Source organism: Hyphomicrobium sp. (assembly GCF_019744875.1).
Lineage (GTDB): Bacteria > Pseudomonadota > Alphaproteobacteria > Rhizobiales > Hyphomicrobiaceae > Hyphomicrobium_C.
In genome coordinates this window covers 85,314-99,221 of sequence record NZ_JAIETU010000006.1, presented here as the reverse complement: position 1 = coordinate 99,221, position 13,908 = coordinate 85,314, and the positions used below count along the sequence as shown (strand labels likewise).

Sequence of the window (13,908 nt, the reverse complement as noted above, 5' to 3'; positions counted from 1 at the left end):
CAGCGTCAGGCCTGCGGAGCGAGCCAAAGATCGTTCGGACCGAGATAGCTGAGGTCGATCTGGCCGGGGTCAGTGGCCATTGTGGCTCGGACGAGGCCATGACGTTGTGGGTTCAATGGATGATTGAGGCGGCCGATCGGGCGTCCGTCGCCAGAAAGCACCAAGGGCTGGCCGTTCCAGTGGTGGAGCGCAATAGGTGCTCCCGGAGGGGGCGGGGCTCCATACCAATGAGCTTGGCCGCGATAGCGTCTTTCCGCCCAAGTGCGATTGTCGCGCGGAGCATATTCTCGCGTGAACTCAAGCCACATTGCCCGGGTCTCGGGAGTTGGCCAGTGCGGCTGATCTGACCAAGCGGCGACCTCGGGCGAGCGTAACCACGTCCGCAGCTCCTGGCCGGTCATGAATGTTGCGCCGGTGTCGACCACCACTTTGATGGCGGCGAGTCGTGAATTGAAGCCGGCTTGGATCAAGATGGACGCGGAGCGGTTCATGGTGCCGGTTTCGACGGCGGGGACGGCCATTCCGAGTTCGTAATCGTCCAAGGCAAGACCGAATTGTCCAACGACGTCGCCGTTCGCTGCCGCGCGAACACGCAGCGCCTCCATCGCCCAGGGAAGGCGATAGACGAGGCCGCCTTCGATGAACTGCAGCGCATCGCCCTCCTGGCCAGCGACTAACCCGGCGAGTGGCTGGCCAAGCAGCCAGCAACGCAAGAGGGCTCGCCAGTTGTCGGGAAACGGATCGGGGGTGAACGGGTAGAAAGCGAACACTCGCTCTGCGAGCGTCGTGATGGCCAAGATCGCTCCCTCTGCGTTTGCGGCCAGAAGCGCACCGTTCGCCTGGATCAGGAGTTCGTTGGCCTCTGGCGCCACGGCATCGAGGGCGTGGCCAGCTTCGAGGCCCAGGCCGGCCAGAAAATAGCCGCGGCGTGTCGCGGCCGTAGACCTAGCCCAGATGTAGCGGCTGCGGGTCAGCAGCGCGGTGCGATAGGCGGTCCGGGAGGCATCGTCGACCCGAAGGAGACGACGCTGCCACAAGGAGGATTGCAGGATCGCATCCAGAGCCGCCTCGATTCCGTGATCGGGAACGTCGGCTTCGCCGATCAAGCTGAGAATGGCGGTGTCGAGGGTGGCGACATGGCGCTCCCAATCCTTTCGGGCGCGCTCCCGCTTGTCTGCTTTCTCGCCGGGGATTTCAGGGAAGGTCCATGCGGCGGCATTGTTGACGACGTAGTCCATCAACTGATCGAGGTTGCCGCCGATGCGGGAGTGCATTCGAGTGAGAAGGGCAAGGATGAGCTGGATCAGCCCGCTTTCCATCTCACGCGCGCCGTGGTCCTCGATCAACGCGACCCATTCGTCGTGCTTCTTGTTCCGCGTGTCTTCGAAGATGGGATAGAGCACCAAGCCTTCGACATCGATGTAGGCGCGTCCAGCGCGGCCGATGACGTTCTTGAATTCTGATACCTTGATGCGCTCGCCGGCGCGGTAGAGAGAGTGCATGACGAGGGCCGTCGCCGATAGGTTCAGCCCCTGCGCGAGCGTGGGTGACGAGATGGTCACCCTGAGCGTTCCTTCGCGCAAAAGGCGCTCGACTTCCTTGCGGTAGGCGGTCGGCAACGCGCCATGGTGGAGCGCGACGCCGAGGCGAAGGCACTTGAGGATGTCGCTCCCCGCGCCGAGCCACTCCTCGCCGAGCGCGATCGCCGTTTGCAGCAAAGCGGCATCGGCGACGAGCAATGACGGAAGTGCGCCACGTTCGTTCAAGTCGACGATGACCTTGGCGAACGGCTCGACACTCCGCCGCTCGGGGCAATAGATCAGGACTGTCTGGCCGTCACCGGCAAGCTGCCAAGCGGTGGCAAGGCTGAGCTCTTGCTGACTGTCTGGGAAAAGGCGCTTCCGCAGCTTCTTCGGCTGCACGAAGAGCGGCGGCGCAGCGCCGGTGAGAAAGCGGGGAACGAAAGGTCGCTCATCGCCTACGCGCAGGTTCAGCCTAGCCGTCGGGGAATGCCAGACGACCTCGCCGAAACGCAACCGCGTGGGACGCCAATCATTCTTGATCGCGCCGCCAGGTTGGTCACGGCGAAGCCACGCCGCGAAATCCTCCATCTGGGTGCCATCTGGAAGGATGGCAGAAAGGCAGACGATACGACGTTGATCGGCGTCTTGGCGCCGGAGCAGGCGTTGTATCTGGACCTCGTATCGAATTTCGCGCTCGCCCGGGCCGATCATATGGCCCTCGTCAAACACGAGCAGTCCGACATTGTCCAAGAGGGAGGGATCGTTCCGCAGAGCGAAGTCGAGCTTTTCGGGCGTCGCCACCACGATGTCACGTTCCCGGATCGCGTCTTCGTCGAAGCCGGACATACCGATGCTTCCGTAGAGCGCGGAGATGGTCTTTCCGAGAGGCCCGAAGGTGCGCTGCAAAGTCGCCTCGGTCTGAGCGGAGAGCGCCCGAAGCGGTGTGACGAACATCACCCGCCGCCCGCCAGCAAGACACCGGAGAATGCAGAGTTCCGCAATCCGCGTCTTGCCGGCACTCGTCGGCAACGACACGACCAGATCATCCGACTGGTCCACGGCTCGAGCTGCTGCTTCGATTTGTGACGGCCAGAGGTCGACTTCCGCCCTCGACCGCCGTCCGAGTGACGCGATGAACAGTTCACGAAGCCCAGGCCATGTTGGCGCGGGGCCTCCGGTAGGTAGCAGCGGCAGTTTTTCGTGGAAGGTGTTCGACCAGAGGTCGGACAGGAGATGGATAGCGATGCGGTGCGCCCACCATTGGGGCAGGAGGTTCAGTTCAGCGCAGACGGCAAGGTTTTCTCGTAGTTGAGCGATGGCCTGGTTGACGAGTGCGCGCTCGCCCCGATCAAGCGCGAGGAGGAAGAGCGCGAACGCGCCGAAGAAGTTGTCGGTCAGGGCGAGGTCGACGCCCTCGAACAGGAAATCGTGGCCGTTACGATCTGGCTGATCCGCAGCTTCTTCCTGGCCAAGTCGCTCGCGGATGAGGGCTGCGATCCGAGCATCCGAGCCTTGGCCGCCGATACGGTACTCATAGACCTGTGCCCGCAGCGTTGTGATGTCTCGGCGCATAAGGCGAGCGAGAGCGTGTTCGATGGGGGAGAAGTTCTCTTCCGCCGCGATGAACGCGAGCAGTGAGTATGCGCGGGCCGATAGATGAGCGAGATGATAGCTAGCGCCAGCCATGACAAAGTGAAAATGGCGGTCCGCTTCCCGGCGATCTCCTCGCGCCATGACGGATTCCAGCGCGGTTGCCGCCTGTTCGAAGGCAACCCGGGCCTGAGAAGCGTCTCCGCCCATTTCGAGCAGGCGGAGTCCAAGTCCCAGAAGACCATATCCATAGCTGTGGAGATCGAAGTTGAGCTGCGGCGCAAACGCCGGAGCATCCGCAGGCAGGACTCCGTCTCGCCAGATCATGGCGCGAGCCTGACCGCGCGCGATCAACCGGCCTCGAAAGCCGGTTGCCGTTGCGTCGGTAATGGCCGCGACGATCGCCTCAGGGGTTGTTGGCATTGGCGATTACCTGCGCGTAAACGGCGCCAATGAACTGAGCATGGCCGTCGACATGGAGGCCGACGCCCCATTGGCCGATCGGGCCCGGATAGACCTGCAAAGCTTGGGTCAGCAGAGCCTGGGGGGCGTTTCCCGAAAACGTAAAGAGCAGGTGCTGAACGCTCTCGACAGGGATGCCGTGCCGATAGAGAGCGTCGTCGATCGCATCGACGAGCGGCAAGTCGTTCCCTAGCTCGAGCAACCTGGCAGAGACGAAAGTGAGCGCGTGCGAGGAAGGGCGGCCGCCATCCTTGTCCAGCCCTGCGCGTGCTTCCCCCAAGGTCTGGGCGCGGAGATCGATCCGGCTCTTCGCCTCGGTCTTCAGAAAGCGGAGGCGCTGCGTCCCTGGGTCGAGAATCATTCCGATAACATCGTCGCCCCGCATCGCCATGTCGCGATGGTCCTTCCAGCGGAGACGTTTGATAGGGGCGCGATAGCCGCTGTGCGCGTTGATCCATTCGGTGGCATACATCTCGCCAAGATCGCCGGAGCGGATTTGCGGCGTCTGGGGAAGCAGGTCGGTGATGACCCTGGCGGCCTCGGGTTTGCTCAGCCGCGCCAGCGCACGCGCGATCCGCTCTTCTGCCGCGTAGTGGCCCGGAATAGCCGACGCCGTGACCTGGACGCCGAGGGCTGAGTCAGCGGGCCGGCCGGTCATGACGCGGAGGCGGTGATTGCCGATAGGGGCGTCGGCTGAATTGCACCAATCGTTGAACTGAATCATCGGGCCCGGCCTCGTCACGCGCGCCGCAGGACGCGCTGGATCCGCATGCGCTGAAAGCCGTGAGTTCCGACGTGTTGGCGCAGCTTGTTCATGTCGCGGATCCCGAACGCTACTGAAGCCTTGAGCGGACTTGCGAATGTTGCGTAGTAGGTCCACCGCACCTCGGGCGGGAGTTTCGCATTCTGCCGCCGATCGGTGATGGCGACGTCTCGCGGGTCATCGGAATTGCGGAAGGCGTGGAACGTATGCCAATCGGGTCGCCGATAACGGGCCGCCTTGGAAAAAGGCACGGATTGGACCTTTACGTCAGTCTGATCGAGGATCCAGTCGCGCTGCTCCATGATTTGCCGGACCATGTGGCCGATCATCTGTTTTGTGCGATCGGCGAGGGCTTCCTCACGGAATTCCTCCAGCAACTGTTCTTCGATGCCCTCAACCGCGGGCTTTCCAAGTTCAGACGCTGTCTCCAGACGAGCTATGGTTTCAGCACGCGTTAGGAATGACCAAAGGCGCTGACCGATGTCGGATTCGGATAGCGACGCGAATTTTTCCGGATTGTAGCGAAGCATGACTAGGCCTCCTTGACCGAGCATAAATGGCCGGTCATAAATGCCTAGTCAAGGGCGCTGTACTCGATTTGCCCAGTCTGCCGGTTTGCCGCTCGTGTGCCGCTTCGATTCCGGTCGGTTGCCTCACGCCAGGCAGCTTCCCCGTGTAGGTTGAGGCATCGCAATGGGTCAACGAGGTCGAGATGAAGAAGGTCGTGCCGAACGGGAAGGTAGTGAAGGCGGTGCGGGAGCAGTTGGAAAGGCTGTCCACCCAAAAGGAGATGGCCAATGAGATCGGGGTCAGCATCCGCATGTTTCGCATGATCGAAAATGAAAATGCGCCGATCTCGGTGTCGACGGCCGATCGGCTGGCAAAAGCCCTGCAAGTTCATCGCGAGCGCATCATCCTCGTCTCGGAGCCTTCGGAGACGGCGGCAGTCAAAAGCGAATCCGATGTCATCGCCGCTCTGATGCAGGATGAGGATCGGCTCATACCTCGCCACGACTATGACATCGCCAGCGCGATGACGGACGAAGGGGCACTCTATACGGAAGCGGCTCGCTCACACGACGTGGCCTGCATCATTGAGACGACGCTTGATGAGGAGACGGGCGCTTATGCGCGGGAGCTGTTCGACATCCTCGTCGGCTTGTCCTGGTCGCAACGTGATATTCTCGTGGCTATTCCCCCTGCGACGGAGATCGCGGTTCGCCGCCGTATCCGACAGCTCATCGTTCTTCTCAAAGGCAACGACATCTGGATCTATCAGACCTCGGTCCTGAGGAGATTGCCCGAGCGCTACACAGTCGCGCCGGCAGAGGAGCCTTGCTCATATCAGAGCCGTCAGGTCGTGGCCCTGGGTCCGCCAGGTGAGTATGGCGAGACCACCATGCGGGTGCCGATCGACCATGGCCAGCCGTTCATACTTCCGGCGTGGCGCAATCTTCGGAAGAGTGAAGATCCGGAGGCCGCCGCCCCGGCATAATGAGAAGCAATCGTTCCGCCGCCGAAGTATTGGGCGCACGCGCTGAAATTGACTAAAGATGCATTGGCCGGAAAGGCTGGGAGCGAACGATGTTTAAGTTGGAAAGTACTTTCGAGGATAATCTCGCTTTATTTCAAGCTGAGGCCGAGCAGATCGACGCTGAGTGCGCCAAGATTCTCTTCGACAATTTGCGCCTCCTGGATTCAGGAGGTGACTCAGCGCCAAGCCGTGCAACGATCGGCGAGTTTCACAAGGCGGTCCTGGCTGCTCTCAACGACCTTTCCAAGCCTTCGGGAGAGGACAAGGCATGACCCGGTATTTTCTGGGCGTACTGTCCATCGAGGGCTTTCGCGGGATCAACAATGACGGCGACCCGCTCGTACTCAAGTTCAAATCCGACGCCGTCAACTCGGTCCATGCGCCGAACGGCGTCGGCAAAAGTTCTATCTTCGAAGCCATTTGTTTCGCGATCCACGGCATCGTTCCTCGCCTGAAGGCGCTCCAAGAAGCTGAGCAGGGCGACAGCTACATTGTTAATCGCTTCCATCCCGGGCAGCAGGCGACGATCGATCTGACCTTCGCCAGCGATGACGGATCGCCGGATGTGACGATCAAGGTGACGCGGGCGGCCAACGGTGCGCGCTTGGTGACCTCGCCGAGCGGTCATGCCGATCCGCAGCAGTTTCTGGCGAGCTTGCAGGAAGATTTCGTACTCGTCGACTACGCCCGGTTCGCGAAGCTGATCGACATCTCCGCCTTGGAACGGGGACGTTCTTTCGCATCGCTCGTGGGACTGAGCCGATACTCCTGTCTGCGCCAGGCACTCGACGGCGCCAAGCGCACGCAAAACATCAACAGCGACCTGGGGCTCTCCGCGCTCGATGCGGAGGTGACCACAGGTGCGCGTGCGTTGAGTGCGATCGAGCGGCGTGTCATCGCCGCCCGCGACGAGGTGGCAGGGGCGGGAGGCGCCGCTGTCGATAAGCTATCCGATCTGAAGGCGGCCGTGACGGACGCCTTGTCCGCGATCGCATTGCTCAAGCCATTGGTGGGCGAGGCCTCGGTCATGAATCTCGATTTCGACGCCGCGGAGAAGGCGATCGAATTGGAGGAAGGCGGGGAAGCACGAAAGACCCTGGATACACTGACCGGCGCGGTCACGTCGCTATCGGGCCTGCCCGTCACGGTGGAGGAACTTGCCGACCTGGATCAACTGCTTGATCTGGCGGGAAAGCGGGACGAGGCGGTGCGCGCCGTCGGCGCGGAAGCTTTGCATGCCCTCCTGCGCGATGCGCTGGCGGTGGTGTCCGGGGCTGAGTGGCACGATCCAAATCAGTGTCCGGTTTGCGAGGCGACAGGCGAAGGCCCTCTGAAGCCCATGCTGGAAGGCAAGATCGCCCAATACGACACCGCCGCTCAGCTTGGCGCCGAACTAGTCAAGGAGGTCGCCACCGCCCCGGGGATCGCGAAGCTCCGCCAGATTGAGGAGGCGGCGGCCATGGCGATCGCGACGGGCGATCGGTTGCATGTCGCGTTCGACCTGGCGGCCAAGAAGGGGGACGCGACGACGGCCGACCTCGAGCGCATCAAGGCGCGTCTTCAAGTTCTGGAGACGCAGCGCAGCGAGACCCTGGCCGGGGTACACGAGGAGGCGGAAGCCTTGCAGGCACGGTTGCCGCCCTCGCTGGTGCAAGTCACCCGCACGCTCAGCTTCGCAAAGCAGTTTCGCGACGCCGTCCTCGAATACGAGGCCGGGGCGCCCGCGCTCAAGGCGAAACAGGACAAGCTCAAGCTGCTGAACCGCTGGAAGACGTTCATTACGCGGGCCGGCCAGAGCTTTGCGGACGCAGAGGCGGCGTTGGCCAACGAGCGGATCGCCGAGATTCAGACGGCCTGTCAGGATCTGTTTGGCCGGTTCGTGCGCGGCGGGCCTGATGTGAAGCCGACCTTGAGCCGGGCGCAGAACAGCGAGAACGTCGATCTGAAGCTAGCCGATTTCTTCGGCCTGCACGATCTCAGCGCCCGGGCTCTCCTCTCGGAGAGCTATCGGAACGCCGTGGCGGCCGCGATTTTCCTGGCGGCTGCGATCAAGCATAGTGGCGTTCCGCGTTTCATGGTGCTCGATGACGTCACGTCCAGCTTTGACGCCGGTCACCAGTTCGCACTGATGGACGCCATGCGGACATTGCTGCGCTACGGGGCTGTGCCCGACGGGCTGCAATTCATTATCCTGAGTCATGACACCAGCTTGGAAAAGTACTTCGACAAGCTGAACGGCACCGCGGATTGGCATCACCAGAAGCTACAGGGCATGCCGCCGAAGGGGCGTCTTATGGTATCCGCTCAGGAGGCGGATCGACTGAAGGCGCAGGCGCTGCAGCACCTGAATGCCGGCCAGATCGATATCGGTGCGCCGTTTCTGCGGCAGTATCTCGAATACAAGTTGGGGCAAATTATCGCCAAGCTTGAGGTGCCTGTCCCACCTGACTACGCAACCCGCGGCGACAAGCGGACGCTCTCGACCTATGTCGACGCGATCACCGAGGCGGTGAAGCTCTATCAGGCGGCAAATCGGTGCGTGCTCGCGGCTCAGCAGATCACCGATCTGCAGAACCATCACGCGCCGTCGATCGTCGGCAATTTCGTCAGCCACTACGAGACCGGCGCGGGGACGCCCTTTAGCGCTTATGCGTTGCTGGGGGTGCTGCAGAGCATCGATGGGCTGGCGGACTGCTTTACCTATGTCGATCCGGCCAACAACCAGAAGCGCTTTTACCGCCGGTTGGACCGCCGCTAGGCAATCCGTGATGGAGCGGTGTCGCGAGCGGGCGGTTCTAGTCTAGGTTTCGGGTAGGGAGGCGTCGACGAGCTCGAGCATGCCTTCCGCAACCATCAGATCAACGGCGAGGCCGAGCGCCTCGGCTTCGCTCTTGGTGAAACCTGCGTTGTCATATCGGCTAGCAAGGTCGACGCTTAACTCTTCGATCAGGCGCAGGATCATGTAGATATGCAGTGCGTAGGATCGTCGGGCGAGGCCTTCGTCAGTCTCGGGAAAGTAGCGCGTTAGGTTTGTCGGCCCGGGAAGATTTTCCATCTGACCGTCCCACGCGGTAGCACTCTGGACGAGATCATGCTGGGATACATGGGCGGCGGCTGAAAGCCCGCCGTAAAGACGGGCGAGCGATTGCTCCAAGACGGCAATGTTCGGAGCACCATTGAGTTTTCGCCGGTTTGCGCGAACCGCCTTGAGCTGAGCCAGGATCTCAAGTTCCTGGCGAAGCATCGCGTGCGCCTGCAGATAGCGCGCCTCCGCGATGGCTCTCTCACAAGGCTCCAGTCCGATCACAAAGGCTGCGAACAGGGCGTCGCGCTCGAACGCAGTCTGGTCGCCTTCGACAACGGCGCCGTTGATGCGCAACATGCCGCTGGCGAGGACGCCCGTCACGAGCAGATGGGCGTCGATCAGCCTTCCATAAGCAGCCATGGCTTTGGCCTTCGCCTGATCCCCATACACCTTCTGAACGGCATAGAGGGTGGCGGCGGGCTCGATCAGCTCCTGCTTGTGACGCTCAATGGTTTCCTCGTTAAGCGTCTCAGTCATCGGCGCTCAAGGCCTTAAGTTCGGCAAGGAAGACCGTGCCGATCTCGACGGACTGCTTCGCCGCGTCCGAGTCGACGTCCACGCCATGCGAGGCTTCGTTCATGACTCGCAGCGCGCCGAGCATCTGCTCGGTGCTGGCGGGCACCAGGCCCTGCCGTTGCAGTTCACGTAGCATGTTCATAATTCCGACCGGCCGATCAAAGGCGACGCCTCTTTCCGAGGCGAGGTCGCGAACGGCGCGTTCGATTTCGATGCGAAGCTTGACCACCGACATCAGCGGGAACTCGCGTGCGAACTCCTCGACCGTCGGAAGGTCCCCTTCGAGCTGAGGTGGGAGCGCATGGGAGAGCTGATATTGAGCGACGCCCATCGGCTTGATGGAATCCCGCAGCGCATACTCCACGATCACCTCGTTGCGGCCCTTGCACAGGATGATGCCGATGGTCGGCTTGTCATCCGGGTGGCGTAGTTGATCATCCACGGCCGATAGATAGAAATTCATCTTGCCCGCGAACTCGGGCTTGAAGTCCTCGATCTTCAACTCGATCACCACATAGCAGCGCAGGCGTAGGTGATAGAAAAGCAGGTCGAGGTAGTAATCCTGGCCGCCAACCTCGAGGTGATATTGGCTGCCGACGAAGGCGAATCCCTTCCCGAGTTCCAGTATCAGCAATCGCAGATGCTCTATCAGGCCGCGTTCGAGATCGCGCTCCAGCATATCTGGACCAAGTGCTAGGAAATCGAACGTATAGGGGTCTTTGAGGATCTGTTGGGCGAGCTCGGATTGCTCGGTCGGGAGGGTCCGAGAGAAGTTGGTGAGCGCGCTCCCTTGACGGGCGTAAAGATTGCTGTCGATCTGGTGGGCGAGGACGTTCCGGCTCCAGCCGTGCTCAATCGCTTGCCGGGCGTACCAGGCGCGCTCCTTGGGAGCTTTGACCGCGTCGAGAAGGCGAACGTTATGGCCCCAGGGCAATAGTGCAACAACCTGTTGCACAAATTCGCCGTCAGGCCAGGCCTCGGCGAAAGCGCGCATATATTTCAGGTTTCGGGCCGAGAGCCCCGTCATCTCGGGGAAGGCCCGGCCAAGATCCTCGGCCAGCCGGTCGATGACCTTGGCGCCCCAACCCTCACGCTCCTGCCGGCCCAAAATATCGCGGCCGATAGTCCAGTAGAGAAGAACCAGTTCACGATTGACCGACAGGCCGGCCCGGTGCCGCGCTGCGGTGATCTTCTGCTTTAGATCGCCGACGAAGGCGGCGTATGTCTGGGCGTCGATTTCGACGGCAGGCTTGACGATCCTGGCGCGGCGAGGCGTGGGCTTGGAGGGCGGAAGACTCATGCCGCCGCCTTCATGCGCTTTTTGACGAGCATGGCGCGGACGAACTTGTCCCATTTCGCCATGCCGGCGCGCTTCTCGGACATGTAATTCCAGCGGTCGTAGTGCTTCGAGCTGACATCTTGAAGCGCGTGGTTCTGCAAGCGGTCGCGGATTTCCTTGGAGACACCGGCTTGGCCGGCCAGGGTCTTGAAGGTGCGGCGAAGATCACGGTTCGTGACATAGGGGATCACGCCGCGATCGCGCTGGCGCCACATGAATGAGTAGAGCGTGCCGTGGCTGACCGGCTTGGACGGGTCCGCCGCCGAGGGGAAGAACCAGCCATATTCGTTCACGTTGATGGATGCGATCAGTTCGGCGGCCAGCGACGGCACCGGGACGGCATGCGGCTGCTGGTTCTTAGTATTTGACCAATCGATAATCCGCTCCTTGGCGTCCCATTGGTCGATGTGAAGGCGTGCGATTTCCTGGACCCGCTGCCCAGTCAGCATAAGAATTCTGACGGCACGGGTATAGGGTGGGTGGACAGGCGTATCCGGGCATTCCAGCCAGCGATAAAGCTGCACGAACTCGTCGTCGCTGAGCCAGCGCGTGCCCTGTACCTTGGGTTCAGTGGGGATGCCTGTCGCCGGATTGTAGGGAATGCGGAAACGGCGGGGAGAGGCGTTCCGATAGTCATTGTCCGATTTCATGCCCCAGCCATAGGCCGCATGGATGTAGCACCGGACATGGTCCGCCATTGACCGGGCACCGCGTTCATAGATCGGCCGGATCAGCTCGATGATTTCATCTGACTCGATATCGCGGGCGAGGCGGTTGCGCCCGAGCGTGTCGGCAATCTTGTTCAATCCTTTTTCTGTTTCTTTCCAGGAGGGTTTGCCCGCAGCCTTGAGCGACGCGACATAGCCCTCGAAGAGATCGGCCACAGTGCCGGGACGCGTGTCGGTCGCGATCTTGATGCTTCGGCCCTTCTGGATCACGTCAGCAAAGTCGCGCTTGAAGATTTCTCGCGCCTGCGCGAGCGACATTGACGGGTAGGCGCCGAGCTTCTTCTTTGTACGCTTCCCGTCGCGCCATTGCTGCGCCATCCAGTCGGCTGTGACGCGCTTCGGCATGGGCTTGAGGACCAGGACGAGACGACCGGTGCCGCGCCCTTCGCCGTCGGCGAGGTTTTCTTGCTTCTGGCTCATCTCGACGCGCTTTAGCGCGTGTCGGATTGCTGTGTCGGTCAGGCTTGGCATGACGTTCCTCCTGGTCCCGCAACTGGGATCGGTCGAGGAGAAACGGGGATCGTTTGCTGGGATCGGAAAGCCGTTTTCAATCCCTCTAACCGCCCCCAATTTGCCATAACCGCCCCCTGTACGCAATGCACAAAAAGCGGCTATTTTATTGATGTTTCAGGGGTATTGAGCGTGATCCAGCGTGATCGAAAAGGGGGTAGTGGGATGGTTGTGGACCAGAATGATGGCCGTCGCCGACAGCTCCAGCGCCCGCTTGACGACCTCGCGCACATAGACGGGCGTATGGTCGACCGTGCCGAGCCCCTGCACCTCATCGGCGATCAGGCGGTTTTTCTTATCGAGAAACAGGATGCGGAAGATCTCGCGCTGCTCGTAGGCTTGCGCCGCCATCAGGTAATCGAGCACCTGCGGCCACGACGAGAGCACGGGCGCGGACGCGATCTCGCTGCGCATGAGGCGCAACGCGGCCGCCCGGATCAGGCGGATTTCCGTCACGACGGCCTCACCCACGCCCGAGACTTCCTTGAGCCGCGCGTCCGGAGCGTTCACGACGCCCGCGAAGCTGCCGAACCGCGCCACGAGCCGCTTGGAGAGATCCTTCGTGTCACGCCGCGCAATGGCGCGGAACAGCACCATTTCCAGGAGTTCATAGTCCGGCAGCGCCTCTCCGCCCGCCTTGCGGAACCGATCGCGCAAGCGCTCGCGATGGCCGGTGTAAAGCGGCTGCGCAACTTCCAGAAACGATCCTTGATCCGGAGCCTCGTCCGGGGCCTTGTCGTCAGCATTCACCTTCGCGTCGCGCGCACCGGGATCCTGCATCGAGACGTCCGCTATCCTTTTGCCACCGACGGCCATTCGAGACCGGCCGGTGAGTGCGTGAACACTTCGACCCCGGTTTCCGTGACGCCCACCGTGTGCTCGAACTGCGCCGAGAGCTCACGATCGCGGGTGACGGCTGTCCATCCGTCCGCAAGCACTTTGACGTGCGGCTTGCCGAGATTGATCATCGGCTCGATCGTAAACAGCATGCCGGGTTCCAGCACCGTGCCTTCGCCCGCCTCGCCGTAATGCAGGATGTTCGGGCGGTCGTGGAACACGCGACCCAGCCCGTGCCCGCAGAAATCACGCACCACGCCGCAGCGTTCGCCTTCGGCATAGGCCTGGATGGCCGCGCCGATGTGGCCGATGGTGTTGCCGGGTTTCACCTGCGCCACGCCGAGCCTCAGCGCTTCGTACGTCACCTCGATCAGCCGCTCCGCACGCCGGCTGATGGCGCCGACCGCATACATCCGGCTCGTGTCGCCGTGCCACCCGTCGACGATCAGCGTCACGTCGATGTTGACGATATCGCCCTCGCGCAGGGGCTTCGGGCCCGGAATGCCGTGGCACACGACATGATTGATCGACGTGCAGATCGACTTCGGAAATCCGCGGTAGTTAAGCGGCGCCGGAATGGCCCCGTGATCGAGCGCGAATTCGAGCACCCGCTCGTCGAGCGCCTCGGTAGCCACGCCGGGCTGAACGTAGGGCCCGATCATGTCGAGCGCCGCCGCCGCGAGCTGCCCCGCCTTGCGCATCGCCGCGAAAGCCTCCGCGCCATGCTTTTTGATGGCGTTGGTCTCGCGCAGCTCGGTCCTGGAGAGTTCGACGTTGGACATCAAATATGCCGGTATCTGTACCAATCGGGGCCACGGCCCGCGCGCCGCACGGAGCAACGGGCCAGCTTGATCAGACCTTGAATGGTATGATCAGTTCGTGAATGTAATCCAATTCGGCTGCCTTGCAACGCCCACCTGGGGCCCATAAACGCCGCACAGAAAACGCAAAACAGGAAAAGCAAAACGGCGGCACCGAGTGGCGCCGCCGCTTGTAATTTCAAATCCGGCTCCACCCGTTT

The 13,908-nt window shown here is 61.9% G+C and carries 11 protein-coding genes; 3 read left to right on the top strand and 8 right to left on the bottom strand.

Features of this window, described 5'->3' with window-relative positions; all coding sequences use genetic code 11:
- Positions 1-5: 5 nt before the first annotated feature.
- Genes K2Y42_RS15575 through K2Y42_RS15565 form a run of 3 tightly spaced genes read right to left on the bottom strand, consistent with a single transcriptional unit; the run spans position 6 to position 4,868 of the window.
- Positions 6-3,536 (bottom strand): DEAD/DEAH box helicase, encoded by a 3,531-nt coding sequence (locus tag K2Y42_RS15575; RefSeq protein WP_291154221.1) that lies wholly within the window; start codon positions 3,534-3,536, stop codon positions 6-8.
- Complete coding sequence (locus tag K2Y42_RS15570; protein WP_291154220.1) at positions 3,520-4,299, bottom strand: Hachiman antiphage defense system protein HamA; 780 nt, start codon at positions 4,297-4,299, stop codon at positions 3,520-3,522. Before K2Y42_RS15570 ends, K2Y42_RS15575 begins: the two co-directional genes overlap by 17 nt.
- Before the next feature lie 14 nt (positions 4,300-4,313).
- Positions 4,314-4,868, bottom strand: coding sequence for a hypothetical protein (locus K2Y42_RS15565; RefSeq protein WP_291154219.1), 555 nt, complete (start codon positions 4,866-4,868; stop codon positions 4,314-4,316).
- A gap of 182 nt (positions 4,869-5,050) precedes the next feature.
- Between K2Y42_RS15565 and K2Y42_RS15560 the strand changes: the two genes are divergently transcribed.
- The 3 genes from K2Y42_RS15560 to K2Y42_RS15550 all read left to right on the top strand — a co-directional run bounded on the left by K2Y42_RS15560 (position 5,051) and on the right by K2Y42_RS15550 (position 8,630).
- A complete protein-coding gene (locus tag K2Y42_RS15560; RefSeq protein ID WP_291154218.1) occupies positions 5,051-5,833 on the top strand; it encodes a helix-turn-helix transcriptional regulator in 783 nt (260 codons plus the stop codon).
- An 89-nt stretch (positions 5,834-5,922) separates the two neighbouring features.
- Positions 5,923-6,144: a hypothetical protein gene (locus K2Y42_RS15555; RefSeq protein WP_291154217.1), complete on the top strand. Its 222-nt coding sequence runs from the start codon at positions 5,923-5,925 to the stop codon at positions 6,142-6,144.
- Positions 6,141-8,630: an AAA family ATPase gene (locus tag K2Y42_RS15550; protein ID WP_291154216.1), complete on the top strand. Its 2,490-nt coding sequence runs from the start codon at positions 6,141-6,143 to the stop codon at positions 8,628-8,630. Before K2Y42_RS15555 ends, K2Y42_RS15550 begins: the two co-directional genes overlap by 4 nt.
- Before the next feature lie 42 nt (positions 8,631-8,672).
- On the opposite strand, the gene K2Y42_RS15545 is transcribed toward K2Y42_RS15550, so the two are convergent.
- The 5 genes from K2Y42_RS15545 to map form a co-directional block, all read right to left on the bottom strand.
- Complete coding sequence (locus tag K2Y42_RS15545; RefSeq protein ID WP_291154215.1) at positions 8,673-9,434, bottom strand: hypothetical protein; 762 nt, start codon at positions 9,432-9,434, stop codon at positions 8,673-8,675.
- Complete coding sequence (locus K2Y42_RS15540; RefSeq protein WP_291154214.1) at positions 9,427-10,773, bottom strand: PDDEXK nuclease domain-containing protein; 1,347 nt, start codon at positions 10,771-10,773, stop codon at positions 9,427-9,429. Before K2Y42_RS15540 ends, K2Y42_RS15545 begins: the two co-directional genes overlap by 8 nt.
- Entirely contained in the window at positions 10,770-12,011 is a 1,242-nt protein-coding gene (locus K2Y42_RS15535) for a site-specific integrase (protein WP_291154213.1), read from the bottom strand. The genes K2Y42_RS15540 and K2Y42_RS15535 overlap by 4 nt, the downstream gene beginning before the upstream one ends.
- 156 nt (positions 12,012-12,167) lie before the next feature.
- The gene (gene radC, locus K2Y42_RS15530) at positions 12,168-12,830 is read right to left on the bottom strand and encodes a DNA repair protein RadC (RefSeq protein WP_291154212.1); all 663 of its coding nucleotides are present in this window, start codon (positions 12,828-12,830) and stop codon (positions 12,168-12,170) included.
- Between the two features lie 11 nt (positions 12,831-12,841).
- Positions 12,842-13,669 carry a type I methionyl aminopeptidase gene (gene map / locus K2Y42_RS15525; RefSeq protein ID WP_291154210.1) on the bottom strand — a complete coding sequence of 276 codons (828 nt, stop codon included), beginning with the start codon at positions 13,667-13,669 and terminating at the stop codon, positions 12,842-12,844.
- Between the last annotated feature and the right edge of the window lie 239 nt (positions 13,670-13,908).

Excerpts from the sequence above, each read along its gene's own strand:
- K2Y42_RS15555 (WP_291154217.1), top strand. The coding sequence starts at position 5,923 with ATGTTTAAGTTGGAAAGTACTTTCGAGGATAATCTCGCTTTATTTCAA.
- map (WP_291154210.1), bottom strand. The coding sequence starts at position 13,669 with ATGTCCAACGTCGAACTCTCCAGGACCGAGCTGCGCGAGACCAACGCC.
- K2Y42_RS15545 (WP_291154215.1), bottom strand. The coding sequence starts at position 9,434 with ATGACTGAGACGCTTAACGAGGAAACCATTGAGCGTCACAAGCAGGAG.
- K2Y42_RS15535 (WP_291154213.1), bottom strand. The coding sequence starts at position 12,011 with ATGCCAAGCCTGACCGACACAGCAATCCGACACGCGCTAAAGCGCGTC.
- radC (WP_291154212.1), bottom strand. The coding sequence starts at position 12,830 with ATGCAGGATCCCGGTGCGCGCGACGCGAAGGTGAATGCTGACGACAAG.
- K2Y42_RS15560 (WP_291154218.1), top strand. The coding sequence starts at position 5,051 with ATGAAGAAGGTCGTGCCGAACGGGAAGGTAGTGAAGGCGGTGCGGGAG.
- K2Y42_RS15550 (WP_291154216.1), top strand. The coding sequence starts at position 6,141 with ATGACCCGGTATTTTCTGGGCGTACTGTCCATCGAGGGCTTTCGCGGG.
- K2Y42_RS15575 (WP_291154221.1), bottom strand. The coding sequence starts at position 3,536 with ATGCCAACAACCCCTGAGGCGATCGTCGCGGCCATTACCGACGCAACG.
- K2Y42_RS15540 (WP_291154214.1), bottom strand. The coding sequence starts at position 10,773 with ATGAGTCTTCCGCCCTCCAAGCCCACGCCTCGCCGCGCCAGGATCGTC.
- K2Y42_RS15570 (WP_291154220.1), bottom strand. The coding sequence starts at position 4,299 with ATGATTCAGTTCAACGATTGGTGCAATTCAGCCGACGCCCCTATCGGC.
- K2Y42_RS15565 (WP_291154219.1), bottom strand. The coding sequence starts at position 4,868 with ATGCTTCGCTACAATCCGGAAAAATTCGCGTCGCTATCCGAATCCGAC.